The sequence below is a fragment of the Nocardiopsis exhalans genome (assembly GCF_024134545.1).
Taxonomy (GTDB): domain Bacteria; phylum Actinomycetota; class Actinomycetes; order Streptosporangiales; family Streptosporangiaceae; genus Nocardiopsis; species Nocardiopsis exhalans.
In genome coordinates this window covers 3,777,522-3,794,816 of record NZ_CP099837.1, presented here as the reverse complement: position 1 = coordinate 3,794,816, position 17,295 = coordinate 3,777,522, and the positions used below count along the sequence as shown (strand labels likewise).

The window sequence follows — 17,295 nt, the reverse complement described above, 5'->3', positions numbered from 1 at the left end:
ATGCGTGAACGCAACGCTGAGGAGGCCAAACACACGTCGATGCTCGGCCCTCAGACAACCGTCGGGGACTTTACTACTGATTCTTGACATAAGTGTGCAGCGGGGGTGCCCTAAGTCACTCAATGGTGATTCCATTGGTCATCGGTGACCGCATCCGGCCACCTGCCTGTCGGTACACGCCACCAGGCAAACAAGACTTCAACCGGTTTTTGGTGGGTTCGGTCACTGTTGCGGGATCGCTCCCAGCCTCCAAGATCAACCCCGTGACGACATTCGACACCCAGGCCGAGAAGGCCCTTCGCCGTGAGACCCCCACCCGCGACGAACTCCTGGAGGTGCTCACCAGTACTGACGACGACCTCATGGACCTGGTCGCCGCCGCTTCGCGGGTCCGACGTCGGTACTTCGAACGCCGCGTCAAACTCAACTACCTCGTGAACATGAAGAGCGGCCTGTGCCCCGAGGACTGCTTCTACTGCTCCCAGCGCCTGGGTTCACAGGCCGAGATCGTCAAGTACACCTGGCTCAAGCCCGACCAGACCCGTGAGGCCGTCTCCCACGGGGTCAAGGCCGGAGCCAGCCGCGTGTGCCTGGTGGCCAGCGGGCGCGGCCCCACCGACCGCGACGTGGACCGCCTCGCCCCGGCCGTGGCCGGGATCAAGGACGAGTACCCCGGGGTGGAGGTCTGCGCCTGCCTCGGACTGCTCTCCGACGGGCAGGCCGACAAACTCCGCGACGCCGGGGTCGACGCCTACAACCACAACCTCAACACCTCCGAAGAGCGCTACTCCGACATCTGCACCACCCACGAGTTCTCCGACCGGGTCGAGACGGTCGAACAGGCCAAGCACGCCGGGCTCTCCCCCTGCTCCGGGCTGATCGCCGGAATGAAGGAGAGCGACGACGACCTCATCGACGCCCTGTTCGCCCTGCGCGAGCTGGGCCCGGACTCGGTGCCGGTCAACTTCCTCATGCCCTTCGACGGCACACCCCTGGAGGGCACCTGGGAGTTGACCCCGCAGCGCTGCCTGCGCATCCTGGCCGCCACCCGCTTCGTCTTCCCCGACGTGGAGGTGCGCCTGGCGGGCGGACGCGAGATCCACCTGCGCTCCCTGCAGCCCCTGGCGCTGCACATCGCCAACTCGATCTTCCTCGGCGACTACCTCACCAGTGAGGGCCAGGCGGGCAAGGACGACCTGGAGATGATCGCCGACGCCGGTTTCGTGGTGCAGGGGGCAGGTGAGCCCACCCTGCCGGGTGAGCGCCACGACCTGCTCAAGACACGCCAGCGGGGCGCTGGAACCGCTCTTCCGCCCAACGCCTGACACCCGGCCACCGGTACCCGGTAACGGGTGTCCTTCCGCTGACGTGCCCGGCGGGCGCCGCGCTCCCCCGCGCGGCGCCCGCCCCTTCCCCTCCCGGCCGGTCTCAGCCCCTGGGCACGGGCGGCTGCTCGCCCTGCCAGATGGGCAGTTGCTGGTAGTACTGTGCCTGTTCGGCCAGAGCGGCGTCCTCCTGTCGGTCCCGGACGCACTTGGCGAGGGTGAACGTGGACGTGATCACGAACAGCACGCTCATACCCAGGAAGGCGCGCATCCACAGGTCGACGGGAAGGTAGACGATGCCGATGCCGACCCCCACGGTGGAAACCGCGAAGGCGATCATCGACTGCAGATAGAACTGCGGAGTGGACCGGGGCTGAGGGATCGGTGTGTTCATGAATCCATGGTGCGCGGGCCCGTCGCCCCACACCTGAGTACGCCTACTCAACCCGCCATCGAGCCGCCCCGCACCTGGACGCGGTCGGGGACGAACGCCGACAGGTCCACCCCGGGGTCCTCACCCATCGCGAGCCGGGCGGCGACCACCCCCTGGAACGGGCCGAAGGTCAGCCCCTGCGAACCCAGCCCCGTGGCGACCAGCACACCGGGCAACCGCGCGATCGGGCCGAGCAGCTGCAGCCCGTCGTGGGTACCGGGCCGAAAACCCACCCGGGTCTCCACCACCGTGGCATCGGCCAGCCCGGGGAGCACTTCCAGCGCGGTGGACAGATTGTGCAGCACTCCCGAGGCAGTCACCCTGCGGTCGAACCCCGCCTCGGGCTCGACCGTGCCGCCGGTGACCACCCGGTCCGGGGCGAAAGCGCTCACGAAGTAGTCCCTCTCCCCGAAACGCACCACCGGCCAGCCGCGCGTGTCCCGGCCCGGGAGCGCGAAGTGGGTCATCTGCCCGCGCACCGGGTGCACCCCCAGCTCGACCCCGGCCACCGACAACAGGCCCGCCGACCACGCCCCGGCCGCCACGATCACCGTCGGTGCCTCCAGGTCCTCGGCACCCACCCGCACCCCGGTCACCCGGTGCCCGTGCCACAGCAGCTTGGCGTCGCCCTTGTAGTAGTGCAGCCCCCGCTCCTCGGCGGCGTTGAACAACGCGGCCCGGGCCGCCCGGCCGTTCAGCCGGGCCAGTCCTTCGATGTACACCCCGCCGTAGGGTTCGGGCACCAGTGGGAAGTGCTGCCGGGGCTCCCCCTCGGCCAGGCGTTCCACCCGCCCCATGGACGCGAACTCGGGGCGCTCCGAGAGCGTGCGCAGTAGCTCGAATCCGGCGTCGTCCCCCTCGCGGTCCACCGACATCCCGCCGACCACCTCGTACCCGGTGACCTGCCCGTCCTCGGCCAGCTCGGCCATCAGCCCCGGGTAGTGCTCGGCGGCGCGCGCTTTGAAGTCCCACAGCGGCGGAGCGTCCCACGGGAACGGCCACGGGAAGACGATCCCCGTCCCGGCCGCCGTGGCCTGCCCCAGATGAGAGGAGTCCACCAACGCCGTGGACACCCCCTTCTTGGCCAGATGGAACGCCGCGCTGGTCCCCACGATCCCGCCACCCACAACGATCACGTCCATGGCACCCACCCTGCCCCGGCCGGCCTTCGCGAACAAGCCGTTCGGCCCGCGTGCCGGTCCGCGAAACCGGGTAGGGGACCGCGATACGCTGCGGCTTCTCCCACGAGGCCCGGCCCCCTCAGCTCTCTTTCCTTTCCAGGAGGTCGAATGGACGGTTACTCCTCTTACGGGGTCGCCCTGATGCGTCGTCCCAGCCCGCGGCTGGCCGACGGCATCGTCACGCACATCGCCCGAACCCCGGTGGACCCGGTGCTGGCCGCGCGCCAGTACACCATCTATCAGGAGACGGTCGCCTCGGCCGGCTGGCGGGTGCACGAGGTGGACCCGGCGCCCGAGCACCCGGACTCGGTGTTCGTGGAGGACCCCCTGGTGGTCTGCGAGGACCTGGCGGTACTGACCCGGCCCGGGGCCGAGGCCCGCCGCGGCGAGGTCGAGGGCGTGGAGCGCGCGGCCCGCACTCTGGGGCTGCGGATAGCCCGGATCGAGGCCCCCGGCACCCTGGACGGCGGTGACGTCCTGCAGGTCGGCGAAACCGTCTACCTGGGTGTGGGCGAGCGGACCAACACCGAAGGCGCCGACCAGCTCGAGCAGCTCCTGGCCCCGCTGGGCCGCAAGGTCCACCGGGTCGCGCTGGGACGAGCCCTGCACCTGAAGTCCGCCGTGACCGCGCTGCCCGACGGATCGCTCATCGGCCTGCCCGAACTGGTCGAGGCCACCTCGCTGCCGCCGATCCGCCGTCCCCCGGAGGAGCCGGGCGCGCACGTGCTGCCCCTGGGTGGCCGGGACGTCCTGGTCAGCGCCGCCGCGCACGAAACCATCCACCAGCTGACCGCGGACCACTGGCGGGTGCTACCGGTGGACATCTCCGAGTTCGAGAAGTTAGAGGCCTGCGTGACCTGCCTGAGCGTGCTGGTTCCCGACCGCCCCCGGTCCGACGCTGGGTCCGACGAAGAGTAGGTCCCTGTCCGGGGCGGTTACGCACTGCCCCGGAAGGGTCCACCCATCACCTGCCCACACTCAGCAGAACTGCGTGCGGCCCAACGACTTCGTCCGCCGGGAGTAGGCACACGAGCACGGCCTGGACACCGCCGGGTTCGGCCACCACCCTCACCGCCGTTCGATATTGACTGGCGCGGTGCGGTACCAGCTGGCACTGTGCCGTGTGAGCTAGCGGTACGACACGAGCGGCCGTTGCCCTTCGGTGCTTCGGCGAGCGGGGAAGAGGAATCCATGAGCGGTGCGGTGAAGCTGGTCCGTAACGAGGAGCTGTCCTCGGTGGCGGAGTACGCCTACGCGGCTACAGCTGAGGCTCCGACCCGGGTGGTGTGGACCGCCGGCGCCTGCCCGTTGGACGAGCACGGCGCCACGGTGGCCGTGGGCGACTACGCGGGCCAGGCCGACCAGGTGATGCGCAACCTGGTCACCGCCCTGCGCGGGGCCGGTGCAGAACTCACCGATGTCGTGAAGACCACGGTGTACGTGGCCTCGACCCGACAGGAGGACCTGGTGAAGGCCTGGGAGGTAGTGCGCTCCCACATGGGCGAGCACGACGCGCCCAGCACCCTGCTGGGTGTGGCCGTACTGGGCTACGACGACCAGCTGGTGGAGGTGGAGGCGGTGGCCGTCACCTCCTGACCCTCGACCTACCCAGCCGAGCGGTGAACACCTTCTGAACCCGGTTCAGCGGCGGGCGCGGTGGGCGGCCACCCGTTCCCTGGTGGCACAGCGGCGCGAACAGTACCGGCGGCGGCTGCCGTGCGCGGAGTCGATGAACACGAGCTCGCAGCCGCGCGCCGCGCACACCCCGCCCGGCGGGCGGTGACGGTCGCTGATCAGCAGCGCCAACAGCATGCTGGCCGAGGCCAGGAACCACTCAGCCAGGGACGCGTCCTCGTCGTCGCTGTCCACGTGCAGGTGCCAGCCGAAGGTTCCGCCGTGGTTGCTCAGCCGGGGCGGGTACGCGGTCCGAGCGAGCAGGGCGTTGACCTGTTCGGCAGCCAGGTCCAGGGAACCCGCGGCCAGTACCGACCGTAGTTCGTCGGCTGCCGCGCGCAGGTCCGCCACGTCCTCCGCGGTGGGCGGACCGCTCGCCGACTTCTCCCTGCCCCTGTGCCTGGCCGCGGCCGCCGCGCTCCAACTCTGTGCTGCCCTGGTCCATGCGGCGGTGCGCTCCACCGGTGCCCCGAGTCCGGTTCACGGGGCACGGGTCGACCGGTGAGCCGGTACGGGAGTAGAGGACAGAAACAGACCTGCACCCCTGGCAGACTCAAGGGCATGAAGTCGACATCGGCCCGGCTGCTCCAGCTCCTGTCCCTGCTCCAGACCCGCAAGAACTGGCCCGGCGCGGACCTGGCAGAGCGCCTCGAGGTCAGCCCGCGCACCGTCCGACGCGACGTGGACCGCCTCCGTGAGCTGGGATATCCCATCCAGGCGACCATGGGCACCGGCGGCGGCTACCAGCTGGGGGCGGGTGCGGCGCTGCCCCCGCTGCTGCTGGACGACGACGAGGCCGTGGCGGTTGCGGTGGGGCTGCGCACGGCGGCCCAGGGCGGGGTTTCGGGGATCGAGGAGACCTCGGTGCGGGCACTGGCCAAACTCCTCCAGGTGCTGCCCTCCCGGTTGCGCCGCCGGGTGGACGCGCTGGGGACCTTCACCGTGCCGATGCCCGGTGAGGGGCCCACGGTCGACTCCGAAACCCTCACCCTGGTGGCGGCGGCCTGCCGGGACAGCGAGCGGCTGCGGTTCGACTACGAAAGCCACGACGGCACCACCAGCCGCCGGGTCGTGGAGCCGCACCGGCTGGTCTCCCAGGGGAGGCGCTGGTATCTGGTGGCCTGGGACACCGACCGCGACGACTGGCGCACCTTCCGGGTGGATCGGTTGCGCCCCCTCACCCCGACCGGCCCGCGCGTCCCACCGCGCGACCCGCCCGAGCAGGGGGTGGCCGCCTACCTGGCTGACCGGATGAACCTGCACATGTGGCCGATCAAGGCGCGCGTCCGCCTCAAGGTGTCGGCCGAGACCGCTCTGGAGGGCCCGGCCGCGCACTACGGTCCCATCGAGGCGGTGGACGAGCGCTCCTGCGTGCTGCTGTGCGCGGGCGAGGACCTGGTCGCCATGGCCTGCTACCTGGCCATGCTGGACCTGGAGATGGAGGTCGAGGAGCCCGCCGAGCTACGTGAGGAGATGGCCCGCCTGGGAGAACGCCTCACCCGCACGGGCCGGGACACGGAGCGGTCCCACCAACCCGGGGCCTGAACGGTTCACATCCGGCGTTACTCGTTGAGATCGATGTCCATGCTGTACGGAAGATCGACCTTGAGGCGGTCGTGGTAGATGCCGGTGACCACGTAACACAATGTGGCGGGCTCCAGCTCATGCACATAGACGACCGGGCCGTCTCCGTTGTCCTCGATCCGCCAGAAGTGTGGAATCCCGGCTTGCGCGTACAGCAACGGTTTGCGCAGGCGATCGCGTTCGATCGATTCCGGCGACACCACTTCGACCACGAGTTTCACGGCTTCCGGGGAAAAACTGGACTGCTGGTTGTCGACAGCGTCCGCGTCCACGACCATCATGTCCGGCTCCGGCCGCTGTTTCGGCCCCAGCGTCACAGTCATCTCACGCCGAACGCGGTACTGCTCCGGAGCAGGCCGCATCCTGATCGTGAGCAGATCCAGGACTGCGGAGTGAAAGCCTTTCTGCGGGCTCACGAGGACGAGGCTTCCGTCGATCAGTTCGGTGTGCGCAGGCAGGTCGGGCAGGTTGTCCAGATCCTCGGCTCTGAAGCCTTCCGTCGGCGGGATGAGCCAGTCCGGCACGGGCTGCGCGCACATCTTGCATCCACTGATCGGGTCCTCGTAAGGAGGATAACGGCGGGCGAGTCGTTTCCGCTCGGCTTCGCCGAAGGAGTTCCCGAAGCGGACCGGACCGTGCGTATGAGTAGGCGTACTCACGGGGAGTGGGTAGGAACACCGATGAGCGACCGCCCCTCCCCGTCCTAGGTTCGGCGTATGAGTTACCTGACCTACCTCCTCGTCGGCCACGTCGCGATGGTCCTCCACTACCTCTTCTTCGCCTATGTGGTCTTCGGCGGCTTCCTCTCCTGGAGGTGGCCGCGGATGTTCTGGCCGCACCTGCTGGTGGCCGCCTACGCACTGGGGATCGTCATCATCGGGTGGCCGTGTTTCCTCACCGACATCGAGAACTGGTCGCGGCTCAACACCGGCCGCGAAATCATGGAGAACGGCTTCATCGACCACCACATCACCGGTGTCTTCTACCCGCCCGAACATCTGATGACCTCGCGATACGTGATCGCGGGCATCGTCGCGAGCGCCTACGCGGGTCTGGCGTGGAAGCTGTACCGGCGGCGTTCGGCGGACGTAAGAACAGTGTCCGGGTAGCCCCGGGAACCTCCGGTTGGGTCAAGTCGGCCCGAGCCCACCGCAAAACCGCTACGTTAAGGAGTCAATTACTTCCTTAGAGTAACGAAAGTGGGGCTTCCGCGTGCCCGACCAGACCCGACAGCACTGCCCGGAACTGCGTGAGCTCAGCGTTCCCCCGGTGATCCGTCCTCTGCGGCCCGGCTACCGCGTCGCCCGCTGGGACACCCCCACCGCACTGGCCCCGGAGTGCCGAGAACGCCTGCACCTGGCTCTGCGCGATCTGGCGGCCCGGGCGTTCGGGGCCGACCACTCCGGCTACTGGCGCACCCGGATGGCCTCCGGATTCTTCGACCAGATCTCCTCCCTGGCCCTCATCCTGGGCGCCGACGGCGTCCCCGTCGGCTGGGGCGGCTACCACCGGCGCAGCTTCGCCTCCCGCCGCGCCCTGTACTTGGACGCCGCCGGGGTGGTCCCCGCGCACCGGCGCTCCGGGCTCTCCGCCGCCCTGATGGCCCACTTCCTGAACCGCGAGGTCCTGGCCCACCCCCTGACCAACACCTACGTAGTACTGCGCACCCGTCACCCGGCCGTCTACGCGGGCTGGCGCAAGGGCCTGGGACAGGCCCGGGTCTTCCCCCGCCAGGACCGCCCCGTGCCGAACCTGGTCCGCCGGATCGCCACCGACGCCGCCGACTGGCTCGGCGACGGCCCGCGCCTGGACCCCGACACCCTGACGGTCCGCGACGCCTACCGGATGTTCGACGGGGAGATCTACGGGGTGACCCCGCGCAGCGGCGATCCCGCCTTGGACACGCGCTTCGCCCGCGAGGTGGGGCCCAAGGACGCCGTCCTGGTTGTGGCGCGCATGAGCGTGCTGCCCCTGGCCCGGGTCGCGCTGGGCCGTCTCCTGGGCGCCCAGCCCCACCCCGCGCCGCGCGCCGGCGGCCGACCCGTCCCGGGTGCGGTCCCCGAGAACCTCACCTCACGGGTCACCCCCACCGGCGCGGGCGCGGCCGGGCTCATCCCAGGGGGACGGCTTTGACGTTGGCCGGGCTGTAAACCAGCCCTCCCGCGTCCCGGATCTGGTCCATGACCCCGGCCAGCCGCTGGCTCTCCGCCCAGGTCATGTCCGGGCTCTGGCGTTCACCGGCGGCCAGGCACCGGGACACCTCCTCGATCTCGTACTCGTAGCCGTTGGCCCGGAAGGGCCGGTGGAACCGCTCGGGCTCGGCCCCCTCCCGGTGCAGGACGAACTCGGTGGCGGCCCAGAAGGAGGGAATCTCGATCCATCCGGCCGTCCCGGCCAGCACCGCCCGGTTGGGCAGGGCCGTGCGCGAGGCGCAGCCCAGGGTGGCGCTCACCCCGTTCTCCCCGCGCACCAGCACCGTGGTCTGGGTGTCCACCATCCGGTCCGGAGACAGCTGACGGGTCGCGCCCATCACCGTCAGCTCGCCCAGGTACTGCGAGGCCAGCGCCAGCGGGTACACGCCCAGGTCCAACAGGGCCCCGCCACCCAGGTCGGCGTTGAACAGCCGGTGGTCGGGATCGTAGGGGACGTTGATCCCGAACTCCGCCGAGACCGAGCACAGCTCACCGATCGCCCCGTCGGCGACCAGCTCGCGAGCCAGCCGGGAGGCGGGCAGATAGCGCGTCCACATCGCCTCCATCAGGAAGCGGTCGCCTGCCCGCGCGGCCGCCACCATCTCCGACACCTGCAGGGCGTTCATCGCCATGGGCTTCTCCACGAGCACGTGCTTGCCCGCGCTCAGCATCAGGAGAGTGTTCGGATGGTGCCAGGGGTGGGGCGTGGCCACGTACACCGCGTCCACCTCCGGGTCGGCCGCCAGCGCCTCGTAACTCGCGTGCCGGTTCGGGATGTCCCACTCCTGGCCGAACTCCTCGGCTCGGGCGCCGGTACGCGAACCCACGGCCGTCACCCGGGCCGAGGGGACGGCCCGGAGCCCCTGCACGAAGGAGCGCGCGATACCGCCGCTCCCCACCACACCCCAGCGGATCCCACCGTTGTCTTGTGTCATGTTGGCATCCTAAAAACACGGTCATGTCGGGGTCGAGGCGGGTAAGGTCCTCGGTTTCGGGGCCGGTGAACCGTACGGTGGCCGAGGAGGCCCACGCGCGTGAAGGCCACACGCGTCAAGGCCGCACACGTGAACGGAGGAGGAATGTCGGAGACACTCGCCCGGAGGTTGGGGGTCGAGCCCGGAGACCGGCTGCTCGTCCTCAACGCCCCGGAGCGTTATCTGCGTCTGCTGGACCCCCCGCTGGACATCCACATCGACCTCGGTCCGATCGAGGGCGCCGAGTACGACGACGTGCACCTGTTCGCCCTGGACCGGGGCACCGTCAGCCGGGAGGGCCCGCGGGCCCTGGAGCTCACCGGCCCCAAGACCAGGCTGTGGGTGTGCTACCCGCAGCGCGGTGGCACCATCATCACGAACCTGACCCCGGACCAGGGCTGGGAGGCCCTCACCGAAGCCGGCTGGCACAGCACCGCCCAGGTCCCGATCGACTCGGACTGGGCGGCGCTGCGCTTCGAACGCCGCTGACCATCGGGTCCGCTGACCTGGCGTCTTGCCGGTCAGCGGACGGTCAGGCCGGCGGGCCGGTCTTCCCGCAGTCCAGGGACCGCCTCTGGCTGGGGCAGCCGCGACTAGTTGCCGGTGACCAGCACCCCGCCACTGATGGTGCTGACGTCGATACGGCTGTCGGCGCCGGACGAGGTGTCCACGTTGAAGTCCCGGTTCCCGGACACCGACTCACCGGTGATGTCGTAGACCCCGTCCGGCACCGTGGCGCCGACCCGACCGCTGACCGTCTCCACCGAGAGCAGCTCGAAGGGCTCTTCGGTCATGACGTTCACGCTGCCGGACACGGAAGACGCCTCCAGGGTGGTGAACCCGCCGCCGAGTTCCAGGGACCCGCTCACCGACTCCGCGCGAACCTCGTCGGCGCTGAAGTCCGCGACGAGGATCTCGCCCGAGGTGGAGCCCACGTCGAGCAGGGAGCCCTCGCCGGAGGCCTGGATGCGGCCGCTGGTGCTGTGGGCCGTGACCGCACCCTCGGCGTCGCTGATCATGATGGCCCCCGAAATGGTCTCGACATCGACCTCACCGACAGGGCTGCTCACCCCTACCCGGCCACTGATGGATTCCACGCTCAGGTCACCCTCGAGGTTGTCGACGCTGACCTTGCCGCTGATGGTCTCCAACGCCACCTGGGTCCCGGCGGGAACCGTGATCTCGTAGTGCACCGAGCAGGAGCTGAAGAACAGGAAACCGGAGCAGTCCGTATCGATCTCCAACGTGCCGCCCTCGGCGTCGATGTCCTCATCCGGCTCCGACAGGGGGCTGCCGCTCAGCTTGCGCTCCACGACGACCTCGTCCCCCTCACCGCCCTTCACCAGAACGTCCCCGCCGGTGGAGTTCTCCAGTTCGAGCGCAGTGACCCCGCTGAAGGAGTCCGTGCGGTCCGTCTGGTGCACGGCCACGTTGCCCAGCACCGAGAGCGCGGTGAACACCACCACGATCACCACGAGTACCGCGCCCAGCAGCAGCCACGGCCCCCGACGGAAGCGCCCCGGCTCCTTGCTCGATGAGGCGTACAGGCCTCGTGCCTTGAAAGTCATGTTCTTTTCCCCTCTCGGAAGGCCCGGCCCTCCTTCGCTTCTCGTTCGTCTCAGTCACGGTCCGCGCCGCGCAGATAGCGCAGCACCGCCTGGACCCTGCGGTGGTCGTGGTCGTCCTGACCAAGGTCGAGCTTGGTGAAGATCGACCTGATGTGCTTCTCCACAGCCCGTTCGGTGATGGTGAGCCGGTCGGCGATCCCGGCGTTGTTCAGCCCTTGGGCCATCACCTCCAAAACCTCGCCCTCACGCGGGGTGAGGCGCTCCAGGGCACGGTCCCGGTGCCTGCTCAGCAGCTGCGAGACCACTTCGGGGTCGATCGCCGCCCCGCCGTCGGCCACTCTGCGCAGCACGGTCAGGAAGTCCTCGATGTCGGCCACCCGGTCCTTGAGCAGGTAGCCCACCTTGGACGCCCCGCCGCCGAGCAGGTCGGCGGCGTAACGGCTGACCACGTGCTGGGACAGCAACAGCACCGCCACCTCCGGGTGGGTCTCGCGGATCTTCACCGCCGCCTGGATGCCCTCCTCGGAGTAGGTGGGCGGCATCCGGATGTCGATCAGGCACAGGTCCACGTCCGGATACTCGGCGACCGCGGTGATCAGCGCGTCGGCGTCCCCCACCGCAGCGACGATCTCCACCCCAGAGTCCTCCAGCAGCCGCGCCATGCCGCTGCGCAGCAGCACGGAGTCCTCGGCGATGATGACGCGCGGCCCTCGCCGCTCGTCCTGTGTGTTGGCCGTGCTCACGGTCACGCCTTCCATGGGATGTTCGCGGTCAGGACGGTTCCCCCACCGGTCGGGCTGTGGACGGTCAGTACCCCGTCGACGGCGTCCACCCGGTCCCACAGCCCGTAGAGACCGGTGCCCGCCTCGGGGTCGGCTCCCCCGATCCCGTCGTCGGTGACGGAGATCCGCAGCAGGTCACCCTGGCGGCCGCGGCCCTCGACCCGTTCGGCGGCCACGGTGACCTGCTCGGCTCCGGCGTGCTTGGCGACGTTGGTCAGCGCCTCGCAGACCACGTAGTAGGCCACGCCCTCGGCCCGCGCCGAGGGGCGCTCGTCGAGGTCCACCTCCAACCGGGCCGGGACCGGGGAACGACCGGCGGCGACCGGCAGGGCGGCCCCGAGCCCGTGGTCGGTCAGGACCCTGGGGTGCAGTCCCCGCGCGACCTGGCGGAGTTCGGTCATGACCTCCTTGGACTCCGCCTGGGCCTCGGCGATCAGCGCACCGGCCCCCTCGGGGTCGTGGGCCAGCCGTGCGCGGGCCCGGGTCAGGGTCATGGTCAGGGCGAGCAGCCGCTGCTGGGCGCCGTCGTGCAGGTCGCGTTCGATGCGTCGGCGTTCGGCCTCGGCCTCGTCCACCATGCGCTGACGGCTGTCCTGGACGTGCAGCAGGCGGCGCCGTATCCGCACCTCGGGGGCGTCGAAGAGCAGGAGGCGGTGCAGGAGGACCTCGGAGGAGATCATGTGCGGGGTCAGGCGCAGCCCGACCACGGCGGCCAACGGCCCGGCCACGACCAGGGCCATCGGCCCCACCAGGTCCCCCGGTGAGCCCTGGGCCAGGATGTACACCACCCCGAAGAGTGCCCCCACGGCCGCGGCCCCGCCGCACACCACCAACACCACGACCAGCCCCGCGGCGAACAGCCCGTGGATCCCGGCGACGGTCGTGTAGACCACCATCGACCACGCTTCACGGCCGAAGACGAAGCGCCAGGCACGCCACCAGGGGTTGTCGTCGGCGAGGGGGTCGGGCGGGCTGGTCTCCACGATCCCGAACACGTTGGCGAGCCGGTCGCGCTGCACCTGGCAGGCGAACCGCGCCAGCAGGGTGGCGGCAGCCGGCATGACCACCAGGAACCAGACGGTGTCGCGGGCGAGCCGACCGAAGCTGAGGTCGACCGACAGGTCGGTCCAGGGCAGGTACAGCGCCAGTGTGAACCAGGCGGCCGCGGTTCCCAGCAGCAGTGTTGCCGGGAGCAGGTAGAACAGGGCCAGCGCCAGGGAGGTCATCAGGTGCAGGACCTCGACCAGGAGCACTCGCCAGGTGCTGCCGCGGGCGTCGCCGGGGAAGGGCACGTCGACAGCTCGGGTCTGCCGGAGGTCCTTTCCCCCGCTGCCGCGCCGTGCATCTGACGCCTGCTGTTCATGTGTGCCGCTCACAGGACCAATCTAGGTTTCCCGGTGGCTGGGACACGAGGTCATCAGCACGAGGAATGCGGGTGGTGCCAGCACTACCGCCCTGCCCCGGGACCGGCCTCGCTCTCCGTTGGGTGAGAGCTTGCCCGGTCCTGCTGTGCGGCACTGCTGAGCCCGCAGGACTGAGCTGACACAGTGGGCAGGACACAGTAGGGGCAGTCCTCATCGGGTGAGCGGGGGGCGTGTTGTTGGCGGAGGCACTCGGGGATGTCGGGCGGGTCAACATGTTCTTCCAGGTCGAGCCGCATACGGGTTCCGAATCCCTGGGAGAGGGATGGGAACCGGTCACTGTGCTGGGCGGTGCGGACGGGAAGCGGGCGGCCGAGGAGGTCCGTCGGGTACGGGCCCAGCTCGGGGCACTGTCGGGCGGCGGCGTCCAGGATGTGGATTGGCGGGTGGGCGCGTCGCTCTTCCACCAGGGGTTGGCCTCCAGGCTGCTGTCTCCGGTCCTGGCCGTCGCGCTCTGCCACGGGGTGCGTCTGCGGGCCGCGGACCTGTGTTTCGAACCCGGCCGTTCGGGGCCGCTGACCCTGCGCACCGCGCAGAAGCGGGCAGAGCCGATCTCCACGGTTCCCGCAGAGGTCGCGGAGTGGTTGGACGAGTCCGTGGTGGGGTCGGTGTTGACCGGGGTCGAAGTGGCGTTGGCCGGTGTCGGGCGGATCTCCCCCGGTCTGCTGCGGGGCAACACCGCGGCTGCGCTGGCCGGGGCGACCCGAGCTCTGGGCGGTGCCCGACCGGAGCGGCGCGCGGCGGCCGAGGAGGTGGTCCGTCTGGTGTTGGAGCGTCCCTCACTCAGCGGAACCGGCCACTACGAGGGGACGGACCGGTCGGGGCTGGCGGTGTTCCGGCGCACCACCTGCTGCCTGTACTACCGGTTGCCGGACGGCGGCCTGTGCGGCGACTGCGCCCTGCGCCACTGACCCGCGTCGCTGAGAAGCCGGATCCGCGGCAGGCGTTCAGGTGCCGTTGGCGGCCCGGCGGACCATGTCCAGGTCGATCCGGCGCATCATGAGCATGGCCTGGGTGGCCCGGTGCGACCGTTCCGGGTCGGGGTCCTCCAACAGGGTGTTCAGTTCCTCGGGGAAGACCTGCCAGGACAGGCCGAACCGGTCCCGGAGCCAGCCGCACTGGCTCTCCTGACCGCCGTCGGTGAGGCGGTCCCAGTAGTGGTCGGACTCGGCCTGGTCACGGCAGATGATCTGGAAGGACACTGCCTCGTCGAAGGTGAACTCCCCGCCGCCGTTGAGCGCGGTGAAGGGGTTGCCGTCCAGTTCGAACTCGATGGTCAGCACGGTCCCCTCGGGCACCGGCAGGCCGGGGCCGTAGTGGGTGGTCTTGAGGACGCGTGAGTTCTCGAAAACGTTGGTGTAGAACGTCACCGCCTGCTCGGCCTGCCCGTTGAACCACAGACACGGCGTGATCTTGTTCAGGAGGGCCATGGCCTTCCCCTCTCCCCGTCTCCCCCGGATGTTTCCCTCTCCTCACCCGTACCCGCTTCCCCAACCCCGCACCGATCTCCCTAAATTCCTCTTTCCTTCCTTTGTTCGGAGTACACTTAGGGAAGTTTAGGGATGAAGAGAGCTCTGGTGAGGCGAGGAATGACCCAGCAGTACTACTCGGTGGACCAGGTCGCGGACCTCCTGGGTCTGCACGTCAAGACCGTGCGCGCCTACGTCCGCGAGGGGCGTCTGGCGGCCACCCGGATCGGCAAGCAGTACCGGATCCGACGCCAGGACCTGGAGGAGTTCACCGGCGGCCCGCTGGCCGGAGAGCGACCACCCGCAGGTGAGGAGGCCCCGCACGCGGAGGCGTCCACCGTGGTCCAGGTCGACGGGGTCGACCGGAACACCGCCGACCGTCTGACCACCCTGCTCACCGTCACCGGACGCCCCGAGCAGCGCGGGCGCTCCCACGTCCAGGTCGTCCACGACCCGGAGCGTTCCCGGCTGAAAGTGGTCATCGTGGGCGACCTTGACACCACCGCCACGCTCCTGGGATACATCGACTCCCTCACCGGAAACCAGCCATGAGCTCTCCGAAAACACCCGAACAGCACCCCGCCGCGGCAGAGGAGCCGGAGCCGGTAACCGAGACGCTTCCGGAAACCCGCCGGATGGGCGGGCGCCAGGTCATGCTCTGCCCGTCGGAGGGCTCTCCGCTGCGCGAGGCCGCCGATGTGCTGGGCGACGCCTTCTACCACGGAGTCGCCTGGGTCGCAGTGCCCGCCGAACGCCTCGCCCCCGATTTCTTCCGGTTGCGCACCGGAGTGGCGGGCGAGTTCCTGCAGAAGTTTGCCAACTACCGGATCCGCCTGGCCGTGGTCGGGGACGTCTCGCAACAGATGGCCGCCAGCGACGCCTTCCGCGATCTCGTCCGCGAGTGCGACCGTGGCAACCAGTGCTGGTTCGTCGCCGACCTGGAAGCCCTGGCCGAGCGCCTGCCCTCCGCCTGAGCGCCGACGACGAGTACGGGGATGCGACACCCCGAGAGCGCGCGGCGGTGGTGTTCTGCTCGGGGTGGCGGCCTTCGTCCTCACTGCGCCCCAGGGGTGTTGCTCCCTTCCTCCTGCCTGCTCATAGCGGTGCGTGGCGCGTGTACTGGGCTGGAACGGGACGTTCTCGGGGGTACCCGCCACAGAGAAATCATCTCAATATGCGAGAAATTCATCTCATCCAGAGAGACGAATGGATAAGGTCGGATCGAACCCCCGACACGAAGGACGGCAGGCGATGGCGGAGTACACCCACGGACAGCACCCCTCGGTCACCCTCTCCTACTTGTGGCGCAACGCGGAGAACTCCACCGCCTACGCACTCGGAGAGATGAACCCCGGACGCTCCCTGCTGGACGTGGGCTGCGGCCCCGGCAGCATCACCGCCGACCTCGCCCGCCGGGTCGCGCCCGGGCGGGTCACCGCCGTGGACGCCTCCCCCGAGGCGGTCGACCAGGCCCGCGCCAACGCCGAGGAGGCGGGCGCGGAGAACATCGACTTCCTGGTCGGCGACGTCCACGGCCTGGACCTGCCCGACGACACCTTCGACGTCGTCCACGCCCACCAGGTCCTCCAGCACGTGGCCGACCCGGTGCGCGCCCTGGCCGAGATGCGCCGGGTGGCCCGGCCCGGCGGCGTGGTGGCCGCCTGCGACAGCGACTACTCGGCGATGCACTGGTACCCGCGCCTGCCCGAACTGGACTCCTGGATGGACCTGTACCAGAAGGTCGCCCGCGCCAACGGCGGCGAGCCCGACGCCGGACGCCACATGCTCGCTTGGGCACACGCGGCCGGGTTCGAGGACGTCACCTACACCGCAGAGGTGTGGAACCACTCCGCACCCGACCGTCGTTCCTGGTGGGGCGGTATGTGGTCGCGCCGCATCCTGGAGTCGACCATGGGACGCCGCGCGGTCGAGAAGGGCATCGCGAGCCAGGCGGACCTGGAGTGGATCTCGGCTGGCTGGCAGCGCTGGAGCGAGCACCCGGACGGGGTGTTCGTCATCCCCCGCGGCGCGATCCTGTGCCGCGTTCCGGAGTGAGTTTCAGTTGCTCTCCCGCACGACATGGTCGAGTCGTAGACGGTAGCGTGCACGATCCGCAGGCCGGGGCGGACAAGGCAGATCGGACATAGGGCGGGTTAACGACCGCCACCGACACGCAGCACAGGCTTTTCGGGCAAGGCTGGTCGCGGCGTGGACGGGCGATATATCTTCGACCTGTCGGGACGCAGTTATCGGCTATCGGAGGAACCATGTCCGACCTACCGATCGGATTCTGGCTCAAACACCTGGACCGGCTCATCGAGAACGACTTCGACCGGGTCCTGGCCGCGGAGTCCCTCGACCGCCGCCAGTGGCAGGCGCTCAACTCCCTGCACGGCGAACCCGGCACCGTGCTCCAACTGGACCAGCGCCTGGCGCCGTTCCTGGACGAGGACGAGTCCACTGTGGCCCCGGCGGTGGAGACCCTGCGCCGGCGCGGCTGGGTGAGCGGCCTGGTGGCCCTGGAACTGACCCCCGAGGGCCACCGGGCCCACGACGAGCTCTTGGCCAAGGTCCAGCAGACACGCAGCCGCCTGTGCGCGGGCGTCAGCGACCAGGAGTACCGGGACACCGTCAACGTCCTGGAGCGGATGTCGGCCAACCTGGAACAGGCCTGACCCGCACCCCCTGGAAC

Annotated in this window: 21 protein-coding genes; 12 read left to right on the top strand and 9 right to left on the bottom strand. The window is 69.7% G+C overall.

The annotated features are described in order from the left end of the window. The first annotated feature begins 263 nt into the window (after positions 1–263). Positions 264–1,325, top strand: coding sequence for a biotin synthase BioB (gene bioB, locus NE857_RS16825; RefSeq protein WP_254416624.1), 1,062 nt, complete (start codon positions 264–266; stop codon positions 1,323–1,325). Positions 1,326–1,428: 103 nt separating this feature from the next. On the opposite strand, the gene NE857_RS16820 is transcribed toward bioB, so the two are convergent. Next, entirely contained in the window at positions 1,429–1,719 is a 291-nt protein-coding gene (locus NE857_RS16820) for a YiaA/YiaB family inner membrane protein (RefSeq protein WP_254416623.1), read from the bottom strand. 47 nt (positions 1,720–1,766) lie between these two features. Beyond that, on the bottom strand, positions 1,767–2,900 hold the full coding sequence (locus tag NE857_RS16815) for an NAD(P)/FAD-dependent oxidoreductase (RefSeq protein WP_254416622.1): 1,134 nt from the start codon (positions 2,898–2,900) through the stop codon (positions 1,767–1,769). A 147-nt stretch (positions 2,901–3,047) separates the two neighbouring features. Between NE857_RS16815 and ddaH the strand changes: the two genes are divergently transcribed. Both ddaH and NE857_RS16805 read left to right on the top strand, forming a co-directional pair. Next, positions 3,048–3,857: a dimethylargininase gene (gene ddaH / locus NE857_RS16810; RefSeq protein ID WP_254416621.1), complete on the top strand. Its 810-nt coding sequence runs from the start codon at positions 3,048–3,050 to the stop codon at positions 3,855–3,857. 273 nt (positions 3,858–4,130) lie between these two features. Beyond that, complete coding sequence (locus tag NE857_RS16805; protein ID WP_254416620.1) at positions 4,131–4,535, top strand: RidA family protein; 405 nt, start codon at positions 4,131–4,133, stop codon at positions 4,533–4,535. Positions 4,536–4,580: 45 nt separating this feature from the next. Here NE857_RS16805 and NE857_RS16800 read toward each other — a convergent pair whose 3' ends face one another. Next, complete coding sequence (locus tag NE857_RS16800; protein ID WP_254416619.1) at positions 4,581–5,075, bottom strand: CGNR zinc finger domain-containing protein; 495 nt, start codon at positions 5,073–5,075, stop codon at positions 4,581–4,583. 99 nt (positions 5,076–5,174) lie between these two features. Here NE857_RS16800 and NE857_RS16795 point away from each other — a divergent pair, with 99 nt between their 5' ends. Continuing rightward, positions 5,175–6,158, top strand: coding sequence for a helix-turn-helix transcriptional regulator (locus NE857_RS16795; RefSeq protein ID WP_254416618.1), 984 nt, complete (start codon positions 5,175–5,177; stop codon positions 6,156–6,158). A 17-nt stretch (positions 6,159–6,175) separates the two neighbouring features. Here the strand turns inward: NE857_RS16795 and NE857_RS16790 are convergent, their stop codons facing one another. Continuing rightward, entirely contained in the window at positions 6,176–6,736 is a 561-nt protein-coding gene (locus NE857_RS16790) for a Uma2 family endonuclease (RefSeq protein ID WP_254422009.1), read from the bottom strand. Positions 6,737–6,913: 177 nt separating this feature from the next. On the opposite strand from NE857_RS16790, the gene NE857_RS16785 reads away from it, so the two are divergent. After that, positions 6,914–7,306: a DUF2784 domain-containing protein gene (locus NE857_RS16785; RefSeq protein WP_425572159.1), complete on the top strand. Its 393-nt coding sequence runs from the start codon at positions 6,914–6,916 to the stop codon at positions 7,304–7,306. A gap of 103 nt (positions 7,307–7,409) precedes the next feature. Beyond that, a complete protein-coding gene (locus NE857_RS16780; protein WP_254416617.1) occupies positions 7,410–8,330 on the top strand; it encodes a GNAT family N-acetyltransferase in 921 nt (306 codons plus the stop codon). Here NE857_RS16780 and NE857_RS16775 read toward each other — a convergent pair. Then, positions 8,308–9,324: a Gfo/Idh/MocA family protein gene (locus NE857_RS16775; RefSeq protein ID WP_254416616.1), complete on the bottom strand. Its 1,017-nt coding sequence runs from the start codon at positions 9,322–9,324 to the stop codon at positions 8,308–8,310. The genes NE857_RS16780 and NE857_RS16775 overlap by 23 nt on opposite strands. Before the next feature lie 144 nt (positions 9,325–9,468). Between NE857_RS16775 and NE857_RS16770 the strand changes: the two genes are divergently transcribed. Then, positions 9,469–9,852, top strand: a complete 384-nt coding sequence (locus NE857_RS16770) for a hypothetical protein (protein WP_254416615.1) — start codon at positions 9,469–9,471, stop codon at positions 9,850–9,852. 104 nt (positions 9,853–9,956) lie between these two features. On the opposite strand, the gene NE857_RS16765 is transcribed toward NE857_RS16770, so the two are convergent. Genes NE857_RS16765 through NE857_RS16755 form a run of 3 tightly spaced genes read right to left on the bottom strand, consistent with a single transcriptional unit; the run spans position 9,957 to position 13,089 of the window. Next, positions 9,957–10,931, bottom strand: coding sequence for a DUF4097 family beta strand repeat-containing protein (locus tag NE857_RS16765; protein WP_254416614.1), 975 nt, complete (start codon positions 10,929–10,931; stop codon positions 9,957–9,959). Between the two features lie 50 nt (positions 10,932–10,981). Beyond that, on the bottom strand, positions 10,982–11,689 hold the full coding sequence (locus NE857_RS16760; protein WP_254416613.1) for a response regulator transcription factor: 708 nt from the start codon (positions 11,687–11,689) through the stop codon (positions 10,982–10,984). Next, positions 11,677–13,089: a sensor histidine kinase gene (locus NE857_RS16755; protein WP_254416612.1), complete on the bottom strand. Its 1,413-nt coding sequence runs from the start codon at positions 13,087–13,089 to the stop codon at positions 11,677–11,679. Before NE857_RS16755 ends, NE857_RS16760 begins: the two co-directional genes overlap by 13 nt. A 218-nt stretch (positions 13,090–13,307) precedes the next feature. Between NE857_RS16755 and NE857_RS16750 the strand changes: the two genes are divergently transcribed. Beyond that, positions 13,308–14,045 carry a (2Fe-2S)-binding protein gene (locus tag NE857_RS16750; protein WP_344013029.1) on the top strand — a complete coding sequence of 246 codons (738 nt, stop codon included), beginning with the start codon at positions 13,308–13,310 and terminating at the stop codon, positions 14,043–14,045. 36 nt (positions 14,046–14,081) lie between these two features. Here NE857_RS16750 and NE857_RS16745 read toward each other — a convergent pair whose 3' ends face one another. Further along, positions 14,082–14,564, bottom strand: coding sequence for a VOC family protein (locus tag NE857_RS16745; protein ID WP_254416611.1), 483 nt, complete (start codon positions 14,562–14,564; stop codon positions 14,082–14,084). A gap of 159 nt (positions 14,565–14,723) precedes the next feature. Here NE857_RS16745 and NE857_RS16740 point away from each other — a divergent pair, with 159 nt between their 5' ends. The 4 genes from NE857_RS16740 to NE857_RS16725 all read left to right on the top strand — a co-directional run bounded on the left by NE857_RS16740 (position 14,724) and on the right by NE857_RS16725 (position 17,278). Further along, entirely contained in the window at positions 14,724–15,155 is a 432-nt protein-coding gene (locus NE857_RS16740) for a helix-turn-helix domain-containing protein (protein ID WP_254422006.1), read from the top strand. Further along, a complete protein-coding gene (locus NE857_RS16735; RefSeq protein WP_254416610.1) occupies positions 15,152–15,577 on the top strand; it encodes a DUF4180 domain-containing protein in 426 nt (141 codons plus the stop codon). The genes NE857_RS16740 and NE857_RS16735 overlap by 4 nt, the downstream gene beginning before the upstream one ends. Before the next feature lie 277 nt (positions 15,578–15,854). Continuing rightward, positions 15,855–16,658 carry a class I SAM-dependent methyltransferase gene (locus tag NE857_RS16730; RefSeq protein WP_254416609.1) on the top strand — a complete coding sequence of 268 codons (804 nt, stop codon included), beginning with the start codon at positions 15,855–15,857 and terminating at the stop codon, positions 16,656–16,658. Positions 16,659–16,870: 212 nt separating this feature from the next. Beyond that, positions 16,871–17,278 carry a MarR family winged helix-turn-helix transcriptional regulator gene (locus NE857_RS16725; RefSeq protein WP_254416608.1) on the top strand — a complete coding sequence of 136 codons (408 nt, stop codon included), beginning with the start codon at positions 16,871–16,873 and terminating at the stop codon, positions 17,276–17,278. The last annotated feature ends 17 nt before the right edge of the window (positions 17,279–17,295 follow it).